23 protein-coding genes and 2 pseudogenes are annotated in these 25741 nt (G+C 56.6%); 12 read left to right on the top strand and 13 right to left on the bottom strand.

Annotated features, from left to right (window positions below; all coding sequences use genetic code 11):
• From K7H91_RS21670 to K7H91_RS21650, 5 genes are read left to right on the top strand one after another with little or no spacing between them, the layout of a single operon-like run.
• Positions 1–726 (top strand): sulfotransferase family 2 domain-containing protein, encoded by a 726-nt coding sequence (locus tag K7H91_RS21670; protein WP_230722286.1) that lies wholly within the window; start codon positions 1–3, stop codon positions 724–726.
• Positions 719–1936 (top strand): glycosyltransferase, encoded by a 1218-nt coding sequence (locus K7H91_RS21665; protein ID WP_230722285.1) that lies wholly within the window; start codon positions 719–721, stop codon positions 1934–1936. Before K7H91_RS21670 ends, K7H91_RS21665 begins: the two co-directional genes overlap by 8 nt.
• Positions 1924–3909: an asparagine synthase (glutamine-hydrolyzing) gene (gene asnB / locus K7H91_RS21660; protein WP_230722284.1), complete on the top strand. Its 1986-nt coding sequence runs from the start codon at positions 1924–1926 to the stop codon at positions 3907–3909. Before K7H91_RS21665 ends, asnB begins: the two co-directional genes overlap by 13 nt.
• Entirely contained in the window at positions 3906–4985 is a 1080-nt protein-coding gene (locus K7H91_RS21655) for a glycosyltransferase family 4 protein (protein WP_230722283.1), read from the top strand. Before asnB ends, K7H91_RS21655 begins: the two co-directional genes overlap by 4 nt.
• Positions 4985–6055: an EpsG family protein gene (locus tag K7H91_RS21650; RefSeq protein ID WP_230722282.1), complete on the top strand. Its 1071-nt coding sequence runs from the start codon at positions 4985–4987 to the stop codon at positions 6053–6055. Before K7H91_RS21655 ends, K7H91_RS21650 begins: the two co-directional genes overlap by 1 nt.
• Positions 6056–6142: 87 nt before the next feature.
• On the opposite strand, the pseudogene K7H91_RS21645 reads toward K7H91_RS21650, so the two are convergent.
• Positions 6143–6325: pseudogene (locus K7H91_RS21645) on the bottom strand (IS3 family transposase); the annotation flags it as partial.
• 194 nt (positions 6326–6519) lie between these two features.
• Between K7H91_RS21645 and K7H91_RS21640 the strand changes: the two are divergent.
• A protein-coding gene (locus K7H91_RS21640; protein WP_230722281.1) for an IS3 family transposase occupies positions 6520–7655 on the top strand; the annotation gives its coding sequence in 2 pieces (ribosomal slippage) (positions 6520–6784 and positions 6784–7655; 1137 coding nt in all).
• Positions 7656–7763: 108 nt separating this feature from the next.
• Here the strand turns inward: K7H91_RS21640 and K7H91_RS21635 are convergent.
• Genes K7H91_RS21635 through K7H91_RS21590 form a run of 10 tightly spaced genes read right to left on the bottom strand, consistent with a single transcriptional unit; the run spans position 7764 to position 17302 of the window.
• Positions 7764–8765, bottom strand: coding sequence for a hypothetical protein (locus K7H91_RS21635; protein WP_230722280.1), 1002 nt, complete (start codon positions 8763–8765; stop codon positions 7764–7766).
• Between the two features lie 21 nt (positions 8766–8786).
• Positions 8787–9839, bottom strand: a complete 1053-nt coding sequence (gene pseI / locus K7H91_RS21630) for a pseudaminic acid synthase (RefSeq protein ID WP_230722279.1) — start codon at positions 9837–9839, stop codon at positions 8787–8789.
• A complete protein-coding gene (locus K7H91_RS21625; RefSeq protein WP_230722278.1) occupies positions 9832–10482 on the bottom strand; it encodes a formyltransferase family protein in 651 nt (216 codons plus the stop codon). The genes pseI and K7H91_RS21625 overlap by 8 nt, the downstream gene beginning before the upstream one ends.
• The gene (gene pseG / locus K7H91_RS21620) at positions 10479–11567 is read right to left on the bottom strand and encodes a UDP-2,4-diacetamido-2,4,6-trideoxy-beta-L-altropyranose hydrolase (protein ID WP_230722277.1); all 1089 of its coding nucleotides are present in this window, start codon (positions 11565–11567) and stop codon (positions 10479–10481) included. Before pseG ends, K7H91_RS21625 begins: the two co-directional genes overlap by 4 nt.
• Positions 11568–11602: 35 nt before the next feature.
• On the bottom strand, positions 11603–12247 hold the full coding sequence (locus K7H91_RS21615) for a pseudaminic acid biosynthesis-associated methylase (RefSeq protein ID WP_230722276.1): 645 nt from the start codon (positions 12245–12247) through the stop codon (positions 11603–11605).
• Positions 12240–12941 carry a pseudaminic acid cytidylyltransferase gene (gene pseF, locus K7H91_RS21610; RefSeq protein WP_230722275.1) on the bottom strand — a complete coding sequence of 234 codons (702 nt, stop codon included), beginning with the start codon at positions 12939–12941 and terminating at the stop codon, positions 12240–12242. Before pseF ends, K7H91_RS21615 begins: the two co-directional genes overlap by 8 nt.
• A complete protein-coding gene (gene pseC / locus K7H91_RS21605) occupies positions 12938–14089 on the bottom strand; it encodes a UDP-4-amino-4,6-dideoxy-N-acetyl-beta-L-altrosamine transaminase (RefSeq protein ID WP_230722274.1) in 1152 nt (383 codons plus the stop codon). Before pseC ends, pseF begins: the two co-directional genes overlap by 4 nt.
• Positions 14089–15087 (bottom strand): UDP-N-acetylglucosamine 4,6-dehydratase (inverting), encoded by a 999-nt coding sequence (pseB, locus tag K7H91_RS21600; protein ID WP_230722273.1) that lies wholly within the window; start codon positions 15085–15087, stop codon positions 14089–14091. The genes pseC and pseB overlap by 1 nt, the downstream gene beginning before the upstream one ends.
• Before the next feature lie 29 nt (positions 15088–15116).
• Positions 15117–16937: an ABC transporter ATP-binding protein gene (locus tag K7H91_RS21595; protein WP_230722272.1), complete on the bottom strand. Its 1821-nt coding sequence runs from the start codon at positions 16935–16937 to the stop codon at positions 15117–15119.
• Complete coding sequence (locus K7H91_RS21590) at positions 16937–17302, bottom strand: UDP binding domain-containing protein (protein ID WP_230722271.1); 366 nt, start codon at positions 17300–17302, stop codon at positions 16937–16939. Before K7H91_RS21590 ends, K7H91_RS21595 begins: the two co-directional genes overlap by 1 nt.
• On the opposite strand from K7H91_RS21590, the gene K7H91_RS21585 reads away from it, so the two are divergent.
• The gene (locus K7H91_RS21585; protein ID WP_230722270.1) at positions 17282–18196 is read left to right on the top strand and encodes an ISAs1 family transposase; all 915 of its coding nucleotides are present in this window, start codon (positions 17282–17284) and stop codon (positions 18194–18196) included. The two genes, K7H91_RS21590 and K7H91_RS21585, sit on opposite strands and share 21 nt — an antisense overlap.
• Positions 18197–18204: 8 nt before the next feature.
• Here the strand turns inward: K7H91_RS21585 and K7H91_RS21580 are convergent.
• A pseudogene (locus tag K7H91_RS21580) lies at positions 18205–18771 on the bottom strand (nucleotide sugar dehydrogenase); the annotation flags it as partial.
• A gap of 30 nt (positions 18772–18801) precedes the next feature.
• Entirely contained in the window at positions 18802–19173 is a 372-nt protein-coding gene (locus K7H91_RS21575; RefSeq protein ID WP_230722269.1) for a MarR family EPS-associated transcriptional regulator, read from the bottom strand.
• 273 nt (positions 19174–19446) lie between these two features.
• Between K7H91_RS21575 and K7H91_RS21570 the strand changes: the two genes are divergently transcribed.
• The 5 genes from K7H91_RS21570 (at position 19447) to K7H91_RS21550 (ending at position 25720) form a co-directional block, all read left to right on the top strand.
• The gene (locus tag K7H91_RS21570; protein WP_230722268.1) at positions 19447–20253 is read left to right on the top strand and encodes a hypothetical protein; all 807 of its coding nucleotides are present in this window, start codon (positions 19447–19449) and stop codon (positions 20251–20253) included.
• Positions 20254–20318: 65 nt separating this feature from the next.
• Positions 20319–20936, top strand: coding sequence for a hypothetical protein (locus tag K7H91_RS21565; RefSeq protein ID WP_230722267.1), 618 nt, complete (start codon positions 20319–20321; stop codon positions 20934–20936).
• A 341-nt stretch (positions 20937–21277) separates the two neighbouring features.
• Complete coding sequence (locus K7H91_RS21560) at positions 21278–21814, top strand: hypothetical protein (protein WP_230722266.1); 537 nt, start codon at positions 21278–21280, stop codon at positions 21812–21814.
• Between the two features lie 235 nt (positions 21815–22049).
• Positions 22050–23102, top strand: coding sequence for a GIY-YIG nuclease family protein (locus tag K7H91_RS21555; RefSeq protein WP_230722265.1), 1053 nt, complete (start codon positions 22050–22052; stop codon positions 23100–23102).
• Between the two features lie 320 nt (positions 23103–23422).
• Positions 23423–25720, top strand: a complete 2298-nt coding sequence (locus K7H91_RS21550; protein WP_230722264.1) for an AAA family ATPase — start codon at positions 23423–23425, stop codon at positions 25718–25720.
• Positions 25721–25741: the final 21 nt, after the last annotated feature.

Genomic DNA, 25741 nt, shown 5'->3' with positions numbered 1-25741 from the left:
ATGCTCACAATTCGTGATAAAATAAGATTGCGCGCAAAAGATACTGAATTTAACTCCCCAGATAAATTGATCAGATTTGCTATTTCATCAAAAATATTAAAGAACCCGTTTACTGATTGCGATAGGGAGAATAAATGTATCTTTATCCACATACCGAAATCTGCAGGGAAAAGTGTGCGCAGAGCTCTTTTTGCAACTGAATCTTACCATATCCCAGCTGTCCGATATCAAGCAGCAGATCCTGTTTGCTTTGAGGCGTACTTCAAGTTTTCCTTCGTTCGCAACCCTTGGCATAGATGTCTTAGTGCGTATGAATACCTCAAGAAGCGTTGCAGTTCTGATATGTCCTTCCCTGATCATAGATGGGCGGCAAGCAATTTAACTAACGTGAATAGCTTTAGTGACTTCTTAGTTTCCCTTGAAAATCCAAATATAAGAAAATCAATTAAGAGATACATTCATTTTCGGGATCAAATCGACTGGATTTCCTCACCAGGTAAAAAAAGAAAAATTCTCGTTGATTTTGTTGGACGCTATGAAGAAATATCAAAAGATTATACCGAAATATGCAGAACTCTAGGATTAACTGTTCATCCGCCCCTACCGCCCGGAAACAGTAAAAGCCATGACCAAGATTACCGACGAATTTACACGAGCCAAATGGTTGATTTGGTTCAGGATATATACAGGACAGATATAGAGACGTTTGGATACGAGTTTGAGTAAAATCCTCTACCTAACCCGCAATGGCCTATTGGAGCCGCTCGGGCAGAGTCAGGTCTTTGCCTATCTGCGCGGACTCTCTCAGGAACATGCAATCACTTTAATAACCTATGAAAAGCTTGAGGATTGGGCGAACCAAGCCAAAATGAATAAGGCACATGAGGCATGCGCGCGATATGGAATTCGTTGGCTACCACAGAGATTCCGCTCTCACCCGAGTATCATCGCCCCCGCACTCAGCATGATGCGGATGATATGGCTGGTCTGGCGAGAGGTACGTCGTGATGGGATCCAATTGATTCACGCAAGATCTTATATCCCAGCAGCAGTCGCATTGACCGTCAGCCGTTTGACTGGGGTGCCATTCCTGTTCGACATGCGTGCGCTTTGGCCGGAAGAGCTGATTACCGCAGGCCGATTGCGTCGCGGGTCAATGATACACCGCGCCATTGCGGCGTCAGAGCGGGCCTGTCTTGCCAAGGCGGCCGGGGTGGTATCGCTGACACACGCGGCGGTTAAACAACTGAAATCAGCGTATCCTAAAGAGCTGAAAAACCAGCGTCTTGTCGTAATACCTACCTGTGCGGACCTTGAACGTTTCACGCCCGTGGCAGACAAGCGGCATGGGCCCACAGTACACGGCTGCATTGGCACCATCCTATCGGGATGGTTTCGGACAGATTGGCTGGCGAGCTGGATACGCGTCGCGGCCACGCGTGATCCTGACGCCCGGTTTGAGATCGTGACACGTGATGATGGTGTACGTGTGCGCGCGATCCTTGACCCAGAGAACGAACTGACCGAACGGCTTAGCATCGGTCCGCGCCCTTCCGAACAAATGCCGGACGCTGTGCGCGCTCATAACCTCTCAGTGATGTTCTATGCGGGCGGAGAGATATCTGAGCTCGGTCGTTCCCCCACCCGAATGGCAGAAGTGCTGGGTTGCGGACTACCGGTTGTGGCCAATGAAGGAGTGGGGGATGTGGCCGACATTATCCGTAAGAATAATGTCGGCGTTATTGTAGAGGGGACAAGCGTCGTGCAGATGGAAAGAGCGCTCGAGGCACTCCGGATCCTAATGCAAGATCACGATCTGCCCGGACGATGCCGCGCTACGGCCGAAGCCGTCTTTTCTCTCGAGGCAGGCACTGAGGCGTACCGCGAAGTCTATGCGTTGATCCTAAACATGAAAGACACCCGATGTGTGGCCTAACAGGACTTCTTCGCTCCGCACCCAGGGGCGACATCATTTCGCAAGTGGCCAGGATGACCGCCCGCCTTCGGCATCGAGGCCCCGATGATGAAGGGGTCTGGGCCGAGGGCGGCATCGGCCTTGGCCACAAGCGGCTAGCAATCCTCGATTTGAGCCCGACAGGCGCGCAGCCAATGCACTCGGACAGCGAGCGATATGTGCTGGCTTACAACGGGGAGATCTACAATCATCTCGATTTGCGTCATGCGCTTGAGATAGAAGGTGCGGCTCCGTCATGGCGAGGACAGTCTGACACTGAAACGCTTCTGGCTGCAATTGCGCATTGGGGATTGGACGTCACGTTGTGTCGTGCACACGGCATGTTCGCACTGGCACTCTGGGACAGGGCAGAGAAGCGCCTCAGCCTCGCGCGTGATCGAATGGGAGAAAAGCCACTTTACTGGGGTTGGGCGGGAGAGGATCTGGTATTCGGGTCAGAACTCAAGGCTCTGCGCGCCCATCCCGACTGCCCACGAGAGGTTTGCCGCGAAGCATTGGTTCAATACCTGCAGTTTATGTATGTGCCCGCCCCGCGCAGTATTCATCCAGGCCTTTACAAGTTGGAACCAGGCACGATCCTAACGGTCGATGGTGCACCGCCCGCTACAAAACCCAAGGAACCGATCCGACCAGGTGCGCAGCATAGTAGTCTTAGCATCCGCCGCTATTGGAACCTGAATACAGAGGTTGAGGCAGGCGCAGACAACCAAATTCAGGACGAATGTGAGGCTGTTTCAACGCTTGGCCATGTTCTTGGCAAGGCGGTGCAGCGACAGATGTTGTCGGATGTGCCTCTTGGCGCATTCTTGTCCGGTGGCGTGGACAGTTCTGCTATCGTAGCACTAATGCAGGCTAAAAGTGAAAGACCAGTGAAGACCTTTACCATTGGCTTAGACGAGGCTGCTTTTGACGAGTCTCCTCATGCCGCCGCCGTAGCGCGGCATCTGGGCACTGATCATACAAAGCTGCACGTGACCGATGCCGACGCGCGCGCGGTGATCCCAGATCTCCCGCAGCTATATGACGAACCGTTCGCGGATTCCTCGCAAATTCCGACTCATCTGGTCTGCCGTGCTGCGCGCCAACATGTGACTGTGGCGCTTTCAGGTGATGGCGGCGACGAATTGTTTGGAGGCTATAACAGGTACTTCTGGGGGCCGCGCATATGGGACCGCTTCGCGTACATGCCTCATACCCTGCGCCGTGGCCTTGGATTGGCCATTTGTGCTGTTCCACAGTCGGCGTGGAATGCAGCAGGTCCCCTGTATTCGCAAGAGCGAAGGGATAGCTCAGTGCTTGGCGACAAGGCGCATCGGCTCGGATATCGTCTCCAGACTGTCAAAACGAGCGATGATTTGTATCGATCGCTTGTAACCGAATGGCCTCTCCATTCGAGAATTCTCAAAGAGATTTCAAAACAACCTTCATCCCAACTCGATGACCCTCTGCCCAAGTTTGGCGCTGACGATCCGGCGATGCTGATGATGGTCCAAGACATGCGTAGTTACCTTCCTGACGACATTCTTTGCAAGGTTGATCGCGCCGCCATGGGGATCAGCTTGGAAACGCGTACACCGTTCCTTGATCCGGATGTGATAAGGCTAGCAACGCGCCTGCCGATGGACATGAAGATACGGGATGGAAAAGGCAAATGGGCCTTGCGGCAGATGCTTTATCAGCATGTGCCAAATGAGATTATTGACCGCCCCAAGGCAGGCTTTGCAATACCGATTGGTATATGGCTTCGCGGCCCGCTACGTGATTGGGCCGAAGACCTTCTTTCGCCTGAGCGCTTAGCGGAAGATGGACTGTTCAATCCGGACATAATTTACCGGACATGGTCAGAACATCTTTCGGGACGCCGAGACTGGACGACGCGGCTTTGGGCGATCCTGATGTTTCAGGCGTGGTATGCGGCGCAGGCAAACGCATGAACATTCTGCTGTTGTCGCGCTATTCGCGCTTGGGGGCGTCCAGCCGGCTGCGTACAATGCAGTATTTGCCAGTTCTGCTACGCGAAGGTTTTAATGTTGAGGTCGCTCCATTTTTCGACGACGCCTATTTGGACGTACTTTATTCGGGCCAGGGAACGCGCAGCTCAACCATGGATTATATGTTGCAGCGCTTTAGGAAAATGCGTGATCGCCCTAAGCCTGATATAATCTGGCTCGAAAAAGAAGCTTTGCCTTGGGTTCCGTGGCTTATCGAAAGCGTAATTCTGCCACCTAGGGTTCCTATAATCGTTGATTACGACGATGCAATTTTTCACCGCTATGACAAACACCGAAGCGTATTGGTTCGAACACTACTTGGCCGCAAGATTGGGAAAGTGATGGCAGCCTCGTCTCTCGTGGTTGCCGGAAATTCCTATCTCGGAGATTATGCGCGACGCTCCGGCGCGGCGCTGGTAAAGACAGTGCCGACAGTTGTCGACCCTGATGCTTATCAGGTGCGTCTGGGTTCAGCGGACGAAAGTTGCCTACGCGTTGGCTGGATCGGCACTCCACAAACATGGAAGGCACTCGCCAATCCTGTCCATAAGGTAATAGCCCCGTTGCTCAGAGAACAAGGTGCTTTGTTTCGTGCTGTTGGAGCGGGCATGATTGGGGGCACCAACGGAACGCTCGAAATCCTCCCTTGGAGCGAAGACATTGAGGTGAGACTGATCAATAGCATGAATATTGGTGTCATGCCTCTGCCAGACACACCTTGGACGCGGGGAAAATGCGGCTACAAGTTAATCCAGTACATGGCATGCGGTCTGCCAGTGGTCGCTTCGCCGGTAGGGGTGAACAAAGATATAGTGGAACATGGTGTGAACGGTTTTTTGGCAGAAACTGACGAAGAGTGGCGCTCGGCCATAGAGACGCTTCTGTTGGATGCCGACCTGCGCCGCCGCATGGGAACCGCAGGTCGTTCGAAGGTAGAAAAGCACTACTCTTTACAGGTGTGGGGGCCGCGCCTGGTACAAATGTTTCGCAGTGTCGCAGATCAGGGGCGGCGCACGTAATGCTCTATGTCGGATTGACCAATTTACTGTTCCTCTTGCGCTTGGCGCTTGCGCGGAATGGCGCATTGCGCAAGAGGATTTATTTCTTAGTTCTGGCGGCCCTCTTTGTGTTCTCAGCCTTCCGTTATCAGGTTGGTTGCGACTGGAAGGGGTATTTTTACCAATATTTAGGTGCTGCAAATTTTGATTGGTCATCTATTACAGAAATCCGAGATCCAATTTGGTGGGCATTCCTTGGGTGGATTCAAGCCATGGGTTTACCTTACCCGGTTGCCAATATTGCTTCTAGCGCGATTTTCTTTCTCGGCGTTCATGTTCTGGCCCGACGGCAGCCTGATTCACTCGGTTTTCTGGTTCTTCTCTTTCCGATTCTGATCATCAACATGCCAATGTCCGGAATCCGCCAAGGCGCGGCGATTGGTTTGTTGTGTATCGCCTTCGTGGCCTTCATCGATCGCCGTCCGATAAGGTTCGCTTTCTGGGTTGTGGTGGCCGCTGGATTCCATTCGAGCGCGCTGATATTCATTTTGCTCTTCCCCGTTGCATCAGGACGCTACACGCGAAACCGATTGATGCTTGCCGGGATCCTTGCCATCCCTGGCGCATTTTTTCTTGCGTCGGGCGACGCCGCTGAAGTTGCGACCAGTCGATATCTCGGGACAGGGGTTGATGCAGCAGGCGCTGCATTTCGCGTCGGCATACTTGGGCTTTCCGCGCTTTATTTTTTTCTCTTCGTACGCAGAAAATGGCAACGGACGTGGCCTAAGGATTATAGCCTTGCCAGCATCGGGGCGATCGGAATGGCACTAGCGTTTCTTCTAGTACCGGTCTCCTCTGTAATGGGCGACAGGTTCGGCTATTATCTAATCCCGATCCAAGCAATGATCTTCGCGCGGATTCCCTTTTTGCCATTTCGCGCCAATGCGGCGCTGCATGCGGCTCTGCCATATCTGGGTCTGTTGCTGGTTTTCACAGTTTGGTCGCAACTGTCTTGGCATTTCAAACAGTGCTACATCCCATATCAAACTTGGTTATTTGGCTTCCCTTCGGATGACCCATTTGGTTTCTAGAACGCGTCCATTGACGCGGAATCGTATTTAGGGATTCTGATCGTATCCCTGCAGATTGTGTAGCTGGATTGACCTGCCACTGAATTTTCATCCGGCTGCGATTAGAGACTGGGCGGTTTTTGATACGCCAAATGGCGCGGTGTAAGCAACCGGTGGAAACGCGAAGCTTTCCTTTTGCGTAGCGTTGGAGCCGGTTGCGGTGATGGTTTCGGCATAGCCTGCCGGGGTCTGGTATCCGAGCGATGAGTGCGGTCGGAAATGGTTGAAATCAACTGGACGCCTCGAATTACCTACCGATTTCCGCCGTTTCGTGATTCACTTCGTGCACGGTGAATTTTCGGAGAATGGTGATGCAAGTACAGCTCAGTTTCTTTGATGTTTGAAGTGGCTCGGGAAAACTGAACAGGCGGTATAAGTGGTTTTCGGCTCTTCGATCCGGCATCATGCCGTCAACAGGAGCCCGTATGACAAGAAGACCCCGCCGTAATCATAGCCCCGCTTTCAAAGCGAAAGTCGCCCTGGCAGCGATCGAGGGCGAGAAGACCATGGCCGAGCTTTCGCAGCAGTTCGACGTCCACGCAAACCAGATCAAGCAATGGAAAGATCAATTACTCGAGGGCGCGATGAACGTCTTCGATGACGGACGCAAGGAAGATGCGGCGCCTGCCGTCGAAGTTAAAAACCTTCATGCGAAGATCGGCGAACTGACACTGGAGAACGATTTTTTAGCCGGCGCGCTCGACAAGGCCGGATTGTTGGGCGGAAAGCGATGATCGACCGGAACCATACCCTTTCCATTTCCCGTCAGGCTCGGGCTCTCGGCATCAGCCGTGGCAGTGTCTATTATCTGCCTCGGGCGACATCGGCGGCGGATCTGGCGCTGATGCGCCGGATTGACGAGCTGCATCTGGACTACCCCTTCGCCGGGAACCGGATGTTACAGGGGCCTTTGATAGCAGAAGGCTATCATGTCGGGCGTCTGCATGTCAGAACGCTGATGAAGAAGATGGGGATCGAGGCGATCTACCGGCGCCCGAATACCTCGAAACCGGCGCCGGGACACACGATTTGTCCCTATCTTTTGAAGAACGTTGCGGTCACCCGTCCCAATCAAGCCTGGGCAATCGACATAACGTATATCACGATGGCGCGGGGCTTCGTTTATCTCTGCGCCGTCGTCGACTGGTTCTCTCGGCGGGTGTTGTCGTGGAAACTTTCGATCACGCTGGAAACCGCGTTCTGCATTGAGGCCGTCGAGGAAGCGCTCGGTCGATATGACAAGCCAGAGATATTCAACAGCGATCAGGGGTCGCAGTTCACATCCATTGATTTTACCGGCGTGTTGAAAGAGGCCGAAATCAAGATCTCGATGGACGGCAAGGGTGCTTGGCGCGACAATGTCTTCGTGGAGCGGCTTTGGCGGTCGATCAAGTATGAAGAGGTCTATCTTCACGCCTACAAGTCTGTCGCGGAAGCCCGGGCGGGTATCGGACGATATCTGACCTTTTACAACAGCCGCCGCCCGCATTCATCGCTTGACCGGAAGACACCCGATCAGGCTTACTTCAACGCGCTGCTCGCGATATCTGAGGCAGCATAAACAAGGCCGGAAACCACTTAAGAACGACCAGCAGCCTGTTCAAACAAACCGAGCCACTTCACCGCACCGCCGCCGCGGAGGTCGGGGAGAAAGATGGTGATTAGTGAGCTATTCTCTGTAGCTCGCAATTAATCTTTGGGCGCGATTTATGGCTCCACATAGATAGCCATGCATTTGTCCGTAGACCGTCCAGCCGACCGCTTCTATAATTCTATTTCTATTCAACATGTTACTATGCCCAATCTCCGATCGCCCAAGCGCGATATCGAATCTGCCATCTCGAGGGTGATCTAAGAAGAAGCGATCGAATCTGGAACGAAGATAATTTTCTGAGTGCACTTCCATCAACCGCTCCACTCTAGACAACGAATGATTGTTTGGATTTCCATTTCCAAGAAATACCTCCTCGTTGTAGCTGTATAATGGGCCTGAAAAAGAAAAACGACATCCCGCGTAAAGAGCATAAACAAAGTGACTACCCATAGTATTAGAAGTTACAAATTTAAATGCATCCAGCAATGAGCGGGTCCTACTAAGACTGTTTGCGTCATCAGGACGGGCGCCCAATACAACGTTAAGGCCTCGCTTTTCCGCAGATTTATGCAATGCACCACCCCAATCTAAGTGGAATATACTAACATATACTCCATCAAAATCAGACTTTATTGCCTCCAGGTAATCAAAATATTCAATTTGGGAGTCATTTAATCGCTCTGACTCAGCTGAATGTGGTGGGATAGCGAGGAGCGCATGATCATTTCGTACTAGGTGTTGATTTCCTAAATAGCAAAATGGCAAACCTCCAATGAACACCTTCTTGAATCCTGCAGCCTTCAATGCTTCATATTCGAGGTTGTTTCGAACAACTACTGGTACTGATCGATGTAAGTTGCCAACAGCAAGCGTTTCCTCCGTTGGCTGATCGTCCCAAGCCCATCCATGTAGCCATTCTGAAAATGTACGCCTTGGTTTTTTCAGTCCGCAAATATCGGCCAGTAAATACGTAAATCCATATCTATCGATACTTCCTTTTGCACACACAGGACGAACGGGAGGAATTAGCTTTTTGAGATCTTCAGGGCGTTGCCACTCAGATAAGGCCGGGTGCATTTTTTTTCCAGCAAGAAAGCGCTAATAATCGGCGATCAGGTTAAGATTTACTGGCGTATTTTTTTTCCTATCATGCAGCACCTTCTTTCCAAGAATCAATTCTAAAAACTTCGGCGCTAACCCGTATCCTGGCCGCACGCTTCGCACACAATCTTCAGTCACGAGATCACCTGCCTTCATATCTTTCACGAAATACAGTGAGCGCCGGAACTTTACATTTCCCTGCTCACTCGACTTGCGCCCGTAGTCGACGCTACCGACAGCTTCCCAGGCAGTGCGCGCGCCCTCGCACAGGGTCATGAACTCAGCAGGTTCCAGTGAAAAGCTATCGTCAGGTCCGCCACCCGTGCGGTCCAGTGTCATGTGTTTCTCGATAATGCATGCTCCTAGAGCGATACTTGCAATAGCTGTGGTGTTGTCGAGTGTATGGTCTGATAGTCCCACAGGCACGCCGAAGCGAGCCGCCATGTCGGCGATGGTCGCAAGGTTGTAATCCGCCGCAGGCGCCGGATAGCCAGACACGCAATGCAGCAACGCCAGCTGCTGGCAGCCGCCCTCGCGGGCAGCTTCGACCGCTTCGGTGATCTCTTCCAGATCGGCCATCCCGGTGGATATGATCATCGGCTTGCCCTGAGCGGCGACATAGCGGATCAGCGGCAGGTCCACCGCTTCGAAGCTAGCGATCTTGTAGGCCGCGGTGCCAAGACCCTGCAACAGGTCCACTGCTGTCGGGTCGAAGGGCGAGGAAAACAGCGTGATCTCGCGCCTAGCGGCATGGGCGAACAATTCTTCGTGCCACTCCCACGGGGTATGAGCCCATTCATACAGGTCATACAGCGTGCGCCCTGCCCAGAGCCCTTCGGTAATCTGGAAATCCGGCGCGTCGGATTTCAGCGTGATTGTATCGGGCCGGTATGTCTGGATTTTGACAGCATCCGCCCCTGCCTCAACCGCAGCGTCAATGATCTGCAGCGCCTGCGCCAGATCACCGTTATGGTTGGCCGAGAGTTCGGCAATCACATAAGGCGGGTGACCGGGTCCGATAGGCCGACCGTCGATTATTATGCTAGTCATCTCTTTGGACCTTTTTCAGAATGACAGAAAACACAGCACCATGCATTTCGAAGAAGGCAGGAAATCTGTTCGGATCACTGACCCTAATTTTATCAAATTGTTCGGCAATGGACAGGCTTGGATCGAGTTCACTGTCTCTTGGCGTCCTGCGCGGATAGTAGGTTGCCTCGTCATCGGGCTGAGGATGAGGTGCATCGCCATTCTCGACCATCCTGATAACCTGATCCAGAAGTGCGATTTCGGTCTCAAAAAGACATGTGTTGATCTCATCATATAGCGCATGGGGGATAACATCGAAGGTTTTCTGAGCCCAAATATCGCCGCTGTCGACAGGATCCTCAGCACTAATGGCAGATACCGTTATGGTCTTTGCCCCCTCCAGAATAGCCCACACATGCGGGCTCCAGCCGCGTCCTTTTGGCAAAGCGCTTGCGTGGAGGACCACACAACGCCCATAAAGCGCGCGTAGTTCGGCTGAGATCATCTCTGTACAGGATATCAGGAAAAGTATGTCGCCAGATTTCAGTTGATTCTTGCGGCGCAGAATCCTTATCTCGTGTTGCTGCGCACGCTCCTCTCCCCATGTTACCAGCCATGGGTTGACTGGATGGTCTTGGCTCGAACACAACAGATCAATTTTCATGCAAATGTCTCCATGTGAAGTGCCGCAACCACCCGTGCCGCCCCGTTACCATCACAAATATCGGCGGCCCGATCTGACATTTTGCCCAACTGCGACGGCGCCGCTGCCAGCGCGGCTTGAAGGTTCTGCGCAAACTCCGGAACATTCAATGGGCCGGGGTACAGCGCGGCGCCTGCGTCACTCAGCGCCCGTGCGATTCCGGCCTGGTTGTCCGCAATCTCCACGATGATCGTGGGTAGACCTAGGGCGCAGCGCTCCCATGTGGTCGAGCCAGCGGCCCCGATGGCCAAATCGGCAGATGCCATGCGCGCGGCCATATCGGTCACGTCGGCGGCTATCTCTGTCGGGCGCGGCATGTCACGGGCTAATGCGCGGACATGATCCAGTGCCGGGGCTCGCGCCCCCATCACCACCGTGATACGCAAATCCTCGGGAAGATCAGCCCCCTTCACGGCGCGCAGTACCTGAGATGTGGCATCCAGCAGATCGACGCCGCCCATGTTGATCAGCAGATGGCGCAACCCGCGCCTCACCCGCTCTGCCAATGCGCTTGCGCGCGTTTGTGCAAACTCGGGGCGCAACAGCGCATGGCGCGGGCCTGTCAGACAGATGCAATGTTCCGGCACAAGCCCGTCGTAGTCGTGCGCGTCATGGCCCAGGTTCTGGTCCAGCAGCATATCGCAGTCATGCGGGCGGTCGGCCAAATCGTCGATCACCATCAGCTTGGAGCCCTCGGGCCGTACCGCGCGCTGCCAGCGCGCATCGAAGGCGTAATGGTCCATCACCAGCCAATCCGGTCTGTCATCCAGTGCGGCGCGGGTTTCCGCGGCATCCGTGGCCCAATCCACACAGGCCCAAGCCGCATGCGCGGGAGGCGCTTCGGGTGCCGGGCCGGTCCCTGCGGGCAGAAGCGCAAGGCCAAACCCGGCCGCCTCAATCTGTGCGGCTAGGTGCCCCGGCAGTGCCCGCGTGACAAAGCGACACGTCGCCCCTCGCGCCCGCAAGTCACGCGCCAGCGTCAGGCAACGCATGACGTGGCCCGTGCCGATACTCAGCGACGCGTCGGCGCGGAAGGCGATGGTCATGGATGTATGCAATTTAGTTATGCCAAACGAGTTCACTACACCGAAACTTCGTTTTTCTTTTCAAGTAGAAACCAAGTGATATCATCTTGCGGAAAATGGGGGTCATGGCGATAGACAAAACCATAATCGATAAGTGTCATCTCGGGGTGTGCATCCATAATTTCTCCTGCAAAGTCTCTCTTATAAAGTCGATTTTCGTGACCACGATAATTTATCGCCACCGGTGCAGGATTGTAGTATTCAGCAACAAGAAGGTAACGACGCGTGGCTGCGGTAATTTTTCTGTACACTAAGGGCAGCGATTCAGGATCTATATGAATAAGAACACCTTTGATTAGCGCCAGGTCACATTCTGGTGGAGAAACCTCAAGGATGGAGCCCTTGATAACGTTTTCCTCGCCAATGCTTTTCGCCAATCGGGTTGCCGCATCCAAATTGATCTCGATACCCTGAATATGCATTGATGGATAGAGCAGCTTTAAGGCTTTGAGGTTCATGCCTATATTTGCGCCAAATTCCACGCATGTTTTTACACTTCGCGCTGATCCCAAGGCTTTTGAAAAAAACGCTAAGTTTGAAGCGAGTAGGTCATCTCCAATGTTTCGGTTGATATAATCTGTCCCGAAGTCCCCTGCCCAAAACGCTTCCTGTTCTGTTCTGAAAGAATGTTTCTTACTCATCCTTCTTAGCCCTTTTAATCCCTGATATCTGCATCATTTGTTCCGCACGCACCCAATCCTCTTCGGTATCAATGTCCTGCACGCGATGGCGCGGTAGGATCAGGCTCTGTGCACCCGGACCGAAAATCCTTTGGTTACTGGCCCAAGTCTCTGCCCGGCCCCAGTAGAACTGCCCGGCGTCGTGCCAAGCCTCTTCCAGATCCTGCGAGCGGGTCTGCATTTGGTCGGGATCGAACATCTCGACTTCGCCAGCACTGTTCCGCCGCAAGGCGCGTTGAATAGGGAAAGCGTAGGTTGTCACGCTCAGAACGAACGGTGCGCCCGTCTCTTCCAAGAGTATCAATCCAGCCCGCAGGTCGTCTAGCGTAACAAATGGCGCTGTTGCATATAGGCAGCAGACAGGTGTTTTGGCGGCTACGTTCAGTCGCTCAATGGCGTCGGCGATGACGGGCACAGTTGGTGTGTGATCATCTGCTAATACCTTGCTGCGGCGAAAAGGGGCTTCGGCCCCGTAATGTTCAGCCGTTTCAGCAATCTCATCATCATCTGTCGAAACAACGATCTGCTCAAAGCATCCGCTTTCTTTAGCCGCCTGGATGGACCAAGCGATCATCGGCCGACCGCAGAAGTCGCGGATATTCTTGCGCGGGATGCGTTTGGACCCACCCCGTGCCGGAATGATGCAGATGCTCATGTGGTGAGCGCGTCTGATAGTGCTGCAACAACCCGCGCCTGCTCGTCATCCGTCAATCCAGCATGCAGCGGGATCGAGATGGCGCGGGCATAGTAAAACTCGGAAGCCGGGAAATCGCCGGGGGCAAAGCCAAGGTCGCGATAATAAGGCTGCAGATGTACCGGGATGTAATGCAGGTTCACGCCGATCCCGTCCGCGCGCAACGCCTCGAACGTCGCGCGGTGGAGGGTCGGGTCATCCAGCCGGATGATGTAAAGGTGCCAGGACGACTCCGACCTTTCCATCCGCCCGGGGCAGCGCAGTGGCAGATCCGCCAGAAGCTGGTCATACGCATCCGCCACGGCCCGGCGCCGCGCGATGAACCTGTCCAGCTGGTCCATCTGGCTCAGGCCCAGGGCCGCCTGCATCTCGGTCATGCGGTAGTTCCAGCCCAGGTCCAGCTGCTGGTAATACCACGGCCCGTCGGGCGCTTGGGTCATTAGCGCGGGGTCGCGGGTTATGCCATGGCTGCGCAGGCGCTCCATCCGCACGGCAAGCTCTGGATCATTGGTTAGCGCCATGCCCCCTTCGGCGGTGGTGATAATCTTGACCGGGTGAAAGCTGAACACAGTGATGTCGGAATAGGCGCAATTGCCCACCGGTGCGCCAAGGTAGTCCGCACCGATGGAATGGCTGGCATCCTCGATCAGCCGCACGCCATGAGCGTGGGCCAGCGTGGCGATCCGTGCCATGTCTGGGGATTGCCCGCACATGTGCACGGCGACGATCACCTTGGGCAGGCGGCCCGCGCTTGCGGCGGCATCAAGCTTTGCCTCCAACGCCTGCGCGCAGATGTTGAAGGTCTCGGGGTCGATATCGACGAAATCTACCTCGGAACCGCAGTAGCGCCCGCAATTGGCCGACGCTACGAAGGTGATGGGCGAAGTCCAGAGCAGGTCGCCCGGTCCAAGATCAAGCGCTAGGCAGGCGATGTGTAGCGCCGAGGTGGCGGAATTGACCGCCACGGCGTGCCGTGCCCCCACGCGGCCCGCCACCGCTTGCTCGAAACGCGGCAAAACCGGCCCCTGCGTCAGAAAATCTGCGCGCAACACCGCCTCGACCGCGGCGATGTCGTCTTCACTGATGATCTGCCGGCCGTAAGGAATCATCAAATCGCTCCGATCTTGCTCTTGTTCGTTACTATCCAGTCGGCTAGAGCCGTGTCGCTCAGCCACTCGGGGTTGCCATCGCTGGTGTAGCTGAAATCCTCCGCTACCTTGCGCCCATCCTTGATGCGCGCGGGGTCATCGGCCCACCTGTTGATCGCCGGCAGGATCTTGAAATGCGCGTCGTATTCGTACGTGTAGGGCGCGTCCTCGATGCCGATCATCTGCTCGTGCAGCTTTTCACCGGGACGGATGCCGACGATCTCGTGGCGCGCCGCGGGGGCTACCACGCGGGCGATGTCGATGACCTTCATCGAGGGGATCTTCTTGACGTAGATTTCGCCGCCGACCATGTCCTCGAAGGCGTGCCAGACCAGTTCGACGCCCTGCTCCAGCGATATCATGAAGCGGGTCATACGGCTGTCGGTGATCGGCAGAACACCCTTGTCAGCGACCGACATGAAGAACGGGATGACCGATCCGCGCGATCCCATCACGTTGCCGTAACGCACCACCGAGAACCGCGTGCCGTGTTCGCCCGCATAGGCATTGCCCGACACAAACAGCTTGTCCGAAGCCAGTTTCGACGCGCCGTAAAGGTTGATCGGGGATGAGGCTTTGTCGGTCGACAGCGCCACCACCCCCTTGACCCCCTTGTCGATGGCCGCGTCGATCACGTTCATCGCGCCGTTGACATTGGTCTTTATGCACTCGAATGGGTTGTACTCGGCAGTGGGCACGATCTTGGTGGCCGCGGCGTGGACGACGTAATCTACCCCATCGAAGGCCCGGTAAAGCCGGTCGCGGTCGCGCACATCGCCGATAAAGAACCGCACGCGGCTGTCATCGCCGTAAAGCTTGGCCATTTCCCATTGCTTCATCTCGTCACGCGACAGAACGATGACCTTCTTCGGGTTGTATCTCTCAAGCACCATGGGCAGGAACGCGTGCCCGAAAGAGCCCGTGCCGCCGGTGATCAGGATGATGGAGTTGGAAAGCATGTAATGTGGTGTCCTTAATGAATAGGTGTTCAGGCAGCGTCGGTGACCGTGGCAATTTTCTGAAAAGCCGGATTGTTCTCCATCAGTGCCTCCCACGTGTCACAGCCCACTAGCCACCCCTTGTCCAGAACGATAATCTGGTCGCAGTGTTTCAACGTGCTCAACCGGTGCGCAATCATAAGCACTGTCTTGTCACCGGGAAGTGCGTCGATAGCGGCCATGACCTCGAACTCGGTGAGATTGTCGAGCGCGCTCGTGGCTTCGTCAAAAACGATTAGTTCGGCATCGTGGTAAAGCGCGCGCGCGATCCCGATGCGTTGGCGCTGTCCGCCCGAAAGGCGCACGCCGCGCTCGCCTATGGTTGTGGCATAGCCGTCAGGCAGTTCTTCACGGATGAACGCATCGATGCGGGCGATCTCGGATGCGCGGCGTACGCGTGCGTCGTCGATTTCCTGCGGCGGCACGCCAAGAGCGATGTTTTCGGAAATACTCCCATCGGTGAGAAAGATGTCCTGCGGCACATAGCCGACAGTTTGCTGCCAAGCCCGCAGGTTGTCGGGGGTGATCTCTGTCCCGTCGACCAAAATGCGCCCCTCCTCTGGTGTCAGCAGGCCCAGCACTAGATCCGCCAGCGTCGTCTTGCCCGCCCCCGTGCTGCCGACAACGCCGATCCGCTCACCCGCACGGATATCGAACGAGACATCCTTCAACCCAGCAAGTTCGGCATTGGGATAACGGTAGGAGATTCGTCGGAACTCAAGACGCTTCTTGAAGCCGAGTGCCGCCGGGATAAGCTGCGGCAGACTGCCCGACCCGGCCTTACCCATCAAGTCGTCATGGACGACTTCCACGGCGGCGCTTCCAGCCTGAAGTTGCGCTAGAGACTGGTAAAGCTTCCCGAGTTCCGGCATCAGACGCTGGCCTGCAAAGGCGAAAACGCCTAGAATCGGCAGTATACCTCCGAGCGCTGCGCCTGAGGCAAGGCCTTCTGCATCCATCAGCACGATGCAGAGCAGTATGACGCCGCCGAATGCAACAGCCTGCAGCGCGAATTGCGGCACTTGCGAAAGTACCTGTACCCCCACGATCGCGCGCGCCATGCGCTGCGATGGATTGGCATATCGGGCTGCATAAGACCATTCCCGGCCAAGCAACTTTATATCCTTGATTCCGCCAAGCGCCTCGTTGGCAATCCGGAACCGCTCGCTGTTGGCCGCAGCGCGCGCACGTCCGTAGCCTTTCAGGATGCGGCGGCTGAACACATAGACCGCACCATAAACGCCGCCCAAGACACCGAACGCGATAACTGCGATGATTGGATCTACCCACATAAGCAGACTGACGATAGCGATGACGGTGAGCATCGAGGCAATGAGTTCCGCAGCGGGACGCAGAAACTGCACAACCAATTGCTCCGACTCCGCCAACACCCTTGTGCTCATCTCACCAGTATGCCGGTTAAGAAAGAAGGGGTAAGGCTGACGCAGATAGGCAATCAAAAGACGGTGACTAATGGAGTGAACACGCATCATGGCAAAGCGCGCCACCACATAGGTCTTTCCAATCTGTATTAGGCTCGTCATCACGATCACGGCGAAAGAAGCACCACCCAGCGCGACCAGAAAGGCGTAATCCCCGTCGAAGCCGAAAGTCTTGTAGGCCCAATTCAAAGCCGAAACACGCTCGATCCTGCCGGGATCGGACAGCACCGACAGGAACGGCAAGACCGATCCTACCATCAGGGCCGATGACAGCGCACCGAGGATGACGACAGCGAGCGTGATCCACGCATTGCGGCGCTCGCGCGCATCAAGCAACGCCCAGGCCTTTTTCCATGTGTCGAGATCCATCATAGCCTCAGATCGCTGTCTTCAGATGCAAAGTCGCTTTTCAGATCACAGAACACGTGACCGGTGCGTCCATAGCCGCGCAACGCGCTAGGGCCAACTTCTCTATAGCTGTCGTGCGCCCCGGCCAGGACGATACCGTCATAGGCGTTTGGCTTCGGCGTATCGAGCAGCGCGATCCCGTATTCCTTCTGCGCCTCCGCCGTATCGACCCAAGGATCGTGCACATCCACCTGCACGCCGTAGTCGCGCAACTCAGCCACGACGGCGACCACGCGGGGGTTGCGCAGGTCGGGACAGTTCTCCTTGAAGGTCAGCCCAAGGATCAGCACCCGCACGCCATCGACATGAAGGCGGCGTTTCAACATCGCCTTGACCAGCTGGCCGGCGACATAGGCCCCACCCCATCATTGCGCCTCCTGCGGCTGATGGATCCGGATGCTTTCGCACGCGCCTTCGCGACCTTTGCGGCAGCCTTTGCGCGGGCGCGCCGCGAGGGGGTGGCGCTTGACGGAAAGGCATTGCGGCGGGGCTATCAAACGGGGCTTCAGGCCGCCCCGCCGCTGACGGTCTCCGCCTTTGCCGCAGACACGCGGCTGTGCCTGGCTGCGGCAGCGCCCAAAAGCGGCGGCAACGAGATTACCGCGGCCCTCGAAGTGATCGAACTCCTTGATCTGACGGACAGATTGGTCACGGCCGATGCGCTTCACTGCCATAAGGATATGGCGGCGGCAGTCACCAGGCGGGGCGGCGACTACCTGCTGGCGCTGAAGGGAAACCGGCGCCACAGGCAGCAACAGGCCAGGCAGGCGCTTGCCCATGGACACGCGCAAAGCGTCATCCGGGAAGAGGTGAGCCATGGCCGCAACGAGTGGCGAAAAGCTGAGGTGATCGCAGCCGACATGCCGCTGATGGATGGCCACAAGGCCTTCAACCGTGTCACCAGTCGTTGCGATGACGCGGCGGCGAAGACGCACCTGTTCATGACCTCCACCGTACTGTCCCCGAAAGACGCCCTCGATCTGGCGCGAGCGCTTTGGCAGGTCGAAAACGGTCTGCACTGGATCCTCGATGTGCATCTCAGGGAAAATCAGAGCCGAGCCCGAAAGGACCACGCTCCAGCCAACATCGCGCTCGTCAACCGCATCGTCAGAAACATCCTGAAACTGGCAGACAACGACAAAGTCCCCATAAGCCACCGCATCAGAAAATGCGCATGGAACGACGACTATCTCATCGCAGCAATCGATCATATGCGATAGCCCTGCGAGAAGAGGGGGCGGTAAATTTGCGCCATGATCTCCTTCGCGCGCTCGGCTTCGACGCCGATCACCATGCAATCGGGTCGCGTGAAGTCCTCGATCGCTGCACCCTCGCGCAGGAATTCCGGGTTCGACGCCACATCGAACTCAACCTCATGCCCTGCAATGCGAATGATGTCAGCAACTTTTCGGTTCGTCCCGACTGGCACCGTCGATTTTGTGACGACGACAGCGTAGCCAGTCAGCGCTTTGGCGACTTCCTCGGCGGCGGCAAACACATAGGAGAGATCCGCGTATCCATCGTCGCGACGGGATGGGGTGCCGACGGCAATGAACACGGCCTCCGCACCATCGACCGTATCAGCAAGACTGGTCGTGAACGACAACCGACCAGCCGCAGCGTTCTTGGCGAGCAGAACATCTAGGCCCGGTTTATAAATCGACACCTCACCAGAATTCAGTTGGGCAATCTCCGCTTCAGACTTATCGACACACACGACAGTGTGGCCAAAGTCAGAGAGGCATACGCCGGACACAAGGCCGACGTAACCAGTTCCAATGATTGCTATTTTCAAATCAGTTCAACCCAACTTGCAGAAAAGCGATCAACCATTGCGACCAGTGCCATGCGGCACCAAATCATCGCCCAGCTCGTCCCGAAGCGCCTCGATCTCGGCTTTCAGAGCATCGTACTCTTCGATCTTACGCTCGAGAAACCGCTTGGTGATGGCGGCTTTCTCGGCGATGCCCCTCGGTGTCAAAATGTACGCGTAGCGCCGTTTGTCCTCTGCCGCAGTGAAATTTCCTAGTTTAATCAGCCCTTTTTCAATCAGAGCATTCAGCACGTAATGCATACCTCCAACGCTCACTCCAACAGCTGCCGCCAGGTCACGCTGGGACATTTCCGGGCTCTCTTGCAGAAGGCGAAGCACGCGAAAATACGTGTCCTCCTGCAGCTTGGTGCGCTTGCTCGTCATCTTGCTTGGGATTTTCTCAGGCTACCGCACAAGGACTGCCAATGGGGCGCCTTGTTGGATGCAAAGGTGATGATAAGAATAGATTCAACATCGCTCAGTTTCGAACGGTAGCAAATGCTGTGGGCGCAAACAAGAGGAAATCCAGAGATTTACGAGGTATTCGTCAAAAAGATCGCAGTTGTCGATCTGCGAGATGGGCGCTCAGACGCGAGCGCAGCCTCGCCTGAAGTGAGCCCGCAGCCGGAATTCAAGCCCGCATCCTTCCCTTAACCGTTGAACGTAATAAGTTCATCACTGAGCGGCACACCGCATCTCGCGGATGCCTGCGGGGTTCTCATCTTCGACAGGATCGAGGGTGACTGGAAACTGACGCGGGCTGAAGGCGTTGTCGACCTGCCCGGGGCAGACCATGTCGCCGCCATCGAGGCGATGCTCGGCGACAATGTCGATGCCTTTCTGCGCTCGGATGTCGAGATTGCCTATCATCCGGAATGGCTGCGGGGCGATACGGGCGGGCAGCATTTCTCGTCCGGACACGCAGTCGCGGCGCGCTACATCCTCGGCGATGACATGGGAGGATCGCCGGAATATATCCGCCCGACCGATCCCTGGCAGGGCGGTACCATCAACCATGAGATCACGCTTTATGCCGTCGATGGCGCCGAGGACCGTATGCCGCTGATCTTCACGCTTGCGCCGCGGGACTTAGCGGTCCCGGCTCCGGCTTCCGCCGACCTTGCCGGTCACCGCATCCTGTCCGGCGATATGGAAGGTCTGACGGCCTACGAGATCTTTGAGGATGACAGGTTCCTCCTGGCAATCAAGGCTGTCATCGGCAATGCCGATATCGAGGCGCTGCAGCGGGCATCGGCAGTCAGCGCCGGTGGTTTCGAAGAGAAGGACGGCTGGTATGTCCATGGCGGATGCCGGGCGCATGTCTGCGGCAGCGAATTCACGTCCGTCGCGGTGCAGACATCCGACGGATCCGTGGTGATCGTTCATTCGGTGGATGGCACGCCGCATGTCTATGGCGCCGATGCCGACAGCCTGCCGCCGGTCTTTGCCCGGCACGGGCTTTGACCTCTCACTTCATTCCGGTTTCCATACTCGGTCGGCCCGCTGCCGGCATCTGCAAGGAGTCTCTCATGACAAACGCGGCAACGTTCGATCGCGGTTTCCAGGTCGAGGAGCAAGGCGATGGCCTTCTCATCACCGGCAAGGGCGCCGGGCTCTCGATCGGGCGAATGATCCTGATGTTCTGCCCGCTTTTGTTCCTGGCAATGCCCACCGCCTTCTATCTGGTGAACGGCCCGCTCGGCTTCCTGCCGGAGAGCGCCGGCTATCCGTTGGGTGTGTTCATCAACGTTGCGGTCCTGTGGGGGATCAACAGACTGAAAAGCGCGCGATTCGCATTCCGGCTGCTGCCATCCGGATTGCAGCGGGACGGCAAACTCTATCCCTACCAGGAGATCGGCGAGATCTTCATCGACAATCCGCACATGAAGGGGCAGACATTCGCATCGGGCGGCATTGTGCCGGGCTTCGTCGTGGCGGGCAGCGGGCCTGCCGGCATGACCGCCGCACTGTCGATGGTGACGGCCGCCGACACGACCTCCCGGATCATCGGCCTTGGCGCGCGCATGGGGGCGTCGATCAACTACCGGATCAACATGCGACACGGAAAACGGATCATCCGGCTGGCGACGTCGCTCGACGAGAATACCGCCCTGTCGTTGTTCGGGTTTCTGACGCAGGATGCTTGAGCATCATTCTGTTCGTACACCCCGAACGACACGTCAAGGTCGATAAATGTGGTGGCGGGACGTTACCGGCCCCTTGTCAAAATAGTCCTGTAATATCCGACGAACCATCTCCGGTCTGGTCGGTATGTCCTCTTCCTCGCGACGTCGGTCGTCAATCAGCCGCAGCAGTTCCTGAGAGACACGCAGTGTCAGCGGAATATTGTCTTTTCTGGGTGGAGCCATCACTTTTTCACCTTTTGATGTTGACATCAGAGTCGCGTAATGGCATAAAAAACGAGCGCTGGCAAGGGTTGCACCCCTCGACCAACGCTCTGACCACTCAAACCTGTGTAGAGGTTATCATGGCTATTCACGCTCCTATCACGCCGCATGCGGCGGATGAAGACTTATACTCTCCATCAACACTCACCAGCTCTCCGATTTCACTGCTTTTTGCGGCCATGCTGTTGCGTCTCGAGGTTTTCATTGAAACCGAGCACGAGATCGACGGGGTCGCCCGGGTCTTTGATCCCGCCTGTGCTGCCTGGCTGCATGACGCGGAAAACGCACTGGACCGGCTGACAGATACGGTTGCCGCCCTGCAGCTTCTGCCGAAGTGCTGCGAGGGTGATGGCGTGTTGCTGCATTTCACGGGGATCCTGTCCGGGCTCATCAGTGCGCAAACCGCGAATGAAGCGGCAATTGCGCGCGTCAAGGCGGTCTGCCTGCCCGACCTGCTGCAGTTCACCGCAAAGACATTCGAGGGACAGCGGGCATTCCGGCTCGTGCAGCAAGGCACTTGCCTGGTCGAGGCGTTGCAGACACTGGAGCTGTTCCGGGAAGCCAATGATGCCGTAAACGAGCCTTCCCTGAATACGGAACCAACGTTTTCCGGATAGCCGCGCTTCGGAGTCGGCACAGGCCTGTCGGTTTTTCCAGATCCTGACACCGCTTCCTTTGCGGCACGCATTCCGGCTTCCGCCATGCGTGCCAGGCCTGTCCTGTCGCGCCCTTCCGGCCACCATCATTGCCGGTTGGAAGTGGCGACCGCGACTATTCCATCAAGAGATCAAGCATCGCACCAGGTCGGCCCGGTGCGCGCTCCCCTTCATCCTGCAATCAGGAGGAACAATCATGTCAAAAAGACAAGGTCGCCAGACATCTGGCAAACGCAATTCAGCGTCCAGCCAATCCCGGCGACGCCTGCACATCCCACATCGATCACGGCATGTGCCGGACAGCGAGTGGCGGCGCACCTATCCCGGTCCGGTTCCGCCGCAATGGCAGGACATCGCTGCAGCCAAAGGCTTTTTAATTGTCGATCGCGTCCGTGATCGCAATCATGTTGTCCTTCGATGCCGGGAATGCGGCGCCGATACGGTCCAGAAAGCTTATGTGCTGCGAACAGCCCAACCCATTTGCGGCGGTTGCCTTGAGACCCGCCGTTTGCAGGATGCCGCCAAATGCGGTTTCACACTGCTCGAGCGCGACGAGATGCACCACAAATATGGACATTACCGACTACCATGCGGCCATGCCGCGCGCTTGCAAATCGGCCGCGTCGAGCGACTTGCGCGCGAGGGAACGGCCGCCGGCAGAGCGGGCTTCCACTGCCCGACCTGCTACGCGGCCCGACTGAGCTCCGATGCTGCCGCTCAGGGATGGACACTGCTTGGACCAGATCCGGAAGGCAATGCGAACTACCGTTCCTACAGGCACGATAGCTGCGGTCACACCCAGAGGATCGCTATCGCCAACATCATCACCGGCCGCTTCGGATGCGAGCAATGCGGCACATGCTGGTCGGCAGCACCGAGCGAGATCTATGTTCTCGCGTTTGAAGTGCCACACAAGGGCAGCTTCATCAAGCTTGGCTATTCGCGCGATCCGGAAAGCCGCTTGCGCTATCAGTTGGGCATTCCGGGTTCCGTTGAGGCCAGTGTCCTGTATCGGTTTGCCATGCCGACCGGCCATATCGCCCAGAAAACGGAAAAGGCCCTGCACGCCAAACTGAAGCAGCGCTTTCCGGATTCGGTCATCCCCTGTAACGAACTCGCAGACTGGATCAACGTCAAAACGGAAATCTATCGGGCAGACATACTCCCGCATGTGCTCACGCATCTCAAAGCGGCAACCGCAAACCAGCAAACTTCGCCACGGTCAGGAAAGCCGAGATCTTCCGGATAGACATGCCATTCTGGAACAGTTTTCCAGGAATGGTTTCAAAACGCCCGTATTCCGGTTCCGAAAACCGGATACGGGGAAATTTCTGGAATGTTATTCCAGAACAGCATTGTGTTGGGTCGCCGTCACCCGCCGTTCCGGATACCGCCTGGCGTTTCGGAACGAGGCCTTTCCGGGACCCGATGCTGAACATCCGGAATAAGAACCGGCAAGCGCCAAAGTAACCGTAGTCCCGCTCGGAATGGACTGTCGGACAGCGCATCGCCGTCCTCAGCTTTCATCTTGCTTCGGTCAACGAGCAACCATCACAAGGAGGATCCGCCATGACGGATCAAGCACCACGCCCCGCATGGGCCGCCTATGGCGAAGAGCTCATCCGCCGGCTCCGCCGAAACCCGCAGCTGGATCGCTACCCTGGCCGCTCGGTCAACAAGTGGAACAGCGTTGGCCCGCATAGAACACAAGAGCATGCGCAGCCAGGTTTGCTGGATTTTCTCAACAAGCGCGCCCCATCCTATGTCGACGAGGAAAGCGATGAAGGCGACTTCACCGGTTACCCTGATTTCGACGGCGATGCGCTTGATATTTCCATGTCTGAGGAGGACGGCCCCTCGCCAATGCAGCCGATTCCGCACCCGACGCTCTCGTTGGCACTGAAACTTGCAGCCACTTTTGGCAGCGAGGATGCGTTCATCGCCTGCTTTGGCGCGGCCAGTTCGGTCGTCGTGTTAGGGAATATCGAGCCGCAGGAAGTGGCCCTCGCGCAGGATCTCCTGACACTGATCGTCATGCCACCCGGATGGATTGTTGCCTCCGAGGCGAGGATGCTCAAAGGCGAGCCGAACGCGCTTTGTCTGCTTGCTCCCGAGATCACCAATGGGCGGGTTGCTGAACGTGTACTCAATATTTTCGGGTCCGACATCCGCACTGCTCTATCGCTTCCTGATCGTCTGTTCGTCCTCGTTCCCAGAGGGTGCGAGTTCCCGCCTGATCTGAAACGAGCCCTGCCTGCGCCAGTGCCGATCGCGCCACTGAGTCGGCCAATCTTTGGCGAACATCTGCGTTACAGCCACGGGCTTGCCGATGGAAAAGACCACGCCGCCTTACTTGAGCGGCTGCCGGATGAAAAGGCGCTCACGGAACTGCCTGGCTCGGTCCTGTCCGCTGCACTGCGTGCGCCAACGGCGCGCGCGGTTGTGGACCGGCTGTCATCGGCAACGGAGAAATCATCGAAGCCGGAAAAACCGGACGGTCCTCGACTGGAGGATATGGACGGCAACAGTCCGGCCCTGCAGGCGGCGCGGCAGTTGGTCGCCGACCTCGCCGCATGGAAGGAGGGCACGTGCGAATGGTCGGAACTGACGCGGTCAATGATTCTCCACGGTCCTCCAGGAAGCGGAAAAACATGGGTGGCCCGCGCCATGGGCGCAAGCGCCGGGATTTCTTTCGTTCAGGGCTCCTTTGCCGAGTGGCAGAGCGCCGGGCATCTCGGGGACATGCTGGCGGCCATGCGCCGGTCGTTCGCGGGGGCGATTGCAAAGAAACCCTCGATTTTGTTCATCGATGAGGTCGACGCCGCCGGCAGCCGCTACGACACGGATAATCATAACAGTTCATACAGGCGGCAGGTCATCAACGCCGTTCTTGAGCAGATCGATCTGCTGATGCGCGAGGAGGGTGTTCTCCTGATCGGCGCCTGCAATGACATCGCCGGCCTTGATCCCGCCATCCTGCGTCCCGGACGCTTCGACCGCAAGGTTCAGGTCCCGCTGCCTGGAAAGGCCGAGATTGCGGGCATTCTGAAATCCCGGCTTCCGGCGGAATTCTCATTGTCAGATATCGATGACCTGGCGCGAGCCGCAATCGGCATGACCTGTGCCGATGTGGATGCCGCCGTCAGACAGGCAAAGTCGATCGCACGCAGCCAGAACAGGGCGCTTGAGTTCCAAGACCTCCGCACGCTTGTCGGCTATTCCCACACTGAGGCCGATCAGGCGCTCGATTGGCGCATCGCACTGCACGAGTGCGGCCATGCCATCGTCGCCACCGCGCTCGCGCTCGGCCCGGTCACGCGCATCATGCTGGAACCGCTCGGCGGCGAAACCGTGACGCAGAACCGTCGCAATCAATCCCTGCTGCGTGATGTCCACGCTGGGATCGCGTGCCTGATGGCCGGGCGGGCGGCGGAGCGTCTCGTCCTCGGCGAGATTTCGGCAGGTGCGGGTGGCAGCCGGCAGTCAGATCTGGCCCGAGCCACGAACATGGCCCTGCAGATCGACCATCAAATGGGGCTTGGCGCCTATGGTCCGGTCTGGCGCGGTGATGCGGACGGACTTGCACTTCATGACCCCGCCCAGAGACAGCGTGTCCAGCAGCGTCTCCTGAACGCGGAGACGCTGGCAACCAGGATCCTCCAGCGCCATCATTCCGAGCTGGAAGCGATGGCCAAAGCGCTGATTAAGGATCGCGAACTGGTCGGTAAACGTCTCGAGAAAATGCTCGAGAACATCACGCCGGGTACCGGCATACTGGAAGAGATCATCAAAGAGCCGCAGGCCAAACGGAACGCAACAAGGCAAACTGCCACAACAAGACCAGCCAAAACTCAGGATTCTCCATAAAGAACAGCAGGTCAGAGGACG

The organism is Martelella mediterranea (genome assembly GCF_021021415.1).
Lineage (GTDB): Bacteria > Pseudomonadota > Alphaproteobacteria > Rhizobiales > Rhizobiaceae > Martelella > Martelella mediterranea_C.
This window is presented reverse-complemented; position numbering and strand designations above follow the sequence as displayed.

Bases quoted from the DNA above. Each gene is read 5' to 3' on its own strand.
- K7H91_RS21590 (WP_230722271.1), bottom strand. From the start codon at position 17,302: ATGTTGAAACGCCGCCTTCATGTCGATGGCGTGCGGGTGCTGATCCTT.
- K7H91_RS21635 (WP_230722280.1), bottom strand. From the start codon at position 8,765: ATGCACCCGGCCTTATCTGAGTGGCAACGCCCTGAAGATCTCAAAAAG.
- K7H91_RS21550 (WP_230722264.1), top strand. From the start codon at position 23,423: ATGACGGATCAAGCACCACGCCCCGCATGGGCCGCCTATGGCGAAGAG.
- K7H91_RS21555 (WP_230722265.1), top strand. From the start codon at position 22,050: ATGTCAAAAAGACAAGGTCGCCAGACATCTGGCAAACGCAATTCAGCG.
- pseG (WP_230722277.1), bottom strand. From the start codon at position 11,567: ATGACCATCGCCTTCCGCGCCGACGCGTCGCTGAGTATCGGCACGGGC.
- K7H91_RS21615 (WP_230722276.1), bottom strand. From the start codon at position 12,247: ATGAGTAAGAAACATTCTTTCAGAACAGAACAGGAAGCGTTTTGGGCA.
- K7H91_RS21585 (WP_230722270.1), top strand. From the start codon at position 17,282: ATGAAGGCGGCGTTTCAACATCGCCTTGACCAGCTGGCCGGCGACATA.
- pseI (WP_230722279.1), bottom strand. From the start codon at position 9,839: ATGACTAGCATAATAATCGACGGTCGGCCTATCGGACCCGGTCACCCG.
- K7H91_RS21670 (WP_230722286.1), top strand. From the start codon at position 1: ATGCTCACAATTCGTGATAAAATAAGATTGCGCGCAAAAGATACTGAA.
- K7H91_RS21650 (WP_230722282.1), top strand. From the start codon at position 4,985: ATGCTCTATGTCGGATTGACCAATTTACTGTTCCTCTTGCGCTTGGCG.
- pseF (WP_230722275.1), bottom strand. From the start codon at position 12,941: ATGAGCATCTGCATCATTCCGGCACGGGGTGGGTCCAAACGCATCCCG.
- K7H91_RS21625 (WP_230722278.1), bottom strand. From the start codon at position 10,482: ATGAAAATTGATCTGTTGTGTTCGAGCCAAGACCATCCAGTCAACCCA.
- asnB (WP_230722284.1), top strand. From the start codon at position 1,924: ATGTGTGGCCTAACAGGACTTCTTCGCTCCGCACCCAGGGGCGACATC.
- K7H91_RS21595 (WP_230722272.1), bottom strand. From the start codon at position 16,937: ATGGATCTCGACACATGGAAAAAGGCCTGGGCGTTGCTTGATGCGCGC.
- K7H91_RS21560 (WP_230722266.1), top strand. From the start codon at position 21,278: ATGGCTATTCACGCTCCTATCACGCCGCATGCGGCGGATGAAGACTTA.
- pseB (WP_230722273.1), bottom strand. From the start codon at position 15,087: ATGCTTTCCAACTCCATCATCCTGATCACCGGCGGCACGGGCTCTTTC.
- K7H91_RS21655 (WP_230722283.1), top strand. From the start codon at position 3,906: ATGAACATTCTGCTGTTGTCGCGCTATTCGCGCTTGGGGGCGTCCAGC.
- pseC (WP_230722274.1), bottom strand. From the start codon at position 14,089: ATGATTCCTTACGGCCGGCAGATCATCAGTGAAGACGACATCGCCGCG.
- K7H91_RS21575 (WP_230722269.1), bottom strand. From the start codon at position 19,173: ATGACGAGCAAGCGCACCAAGCTGCAGGAGGACACGTATTTTCGCGTG.
- K7H91_RS21565 (WP_230722267.1), top strand. From the start codon at position 20,319: ATGACAAACGCGGCAACGTTCGATCGCGGTTTCCAGGTCGAGGAGCAA.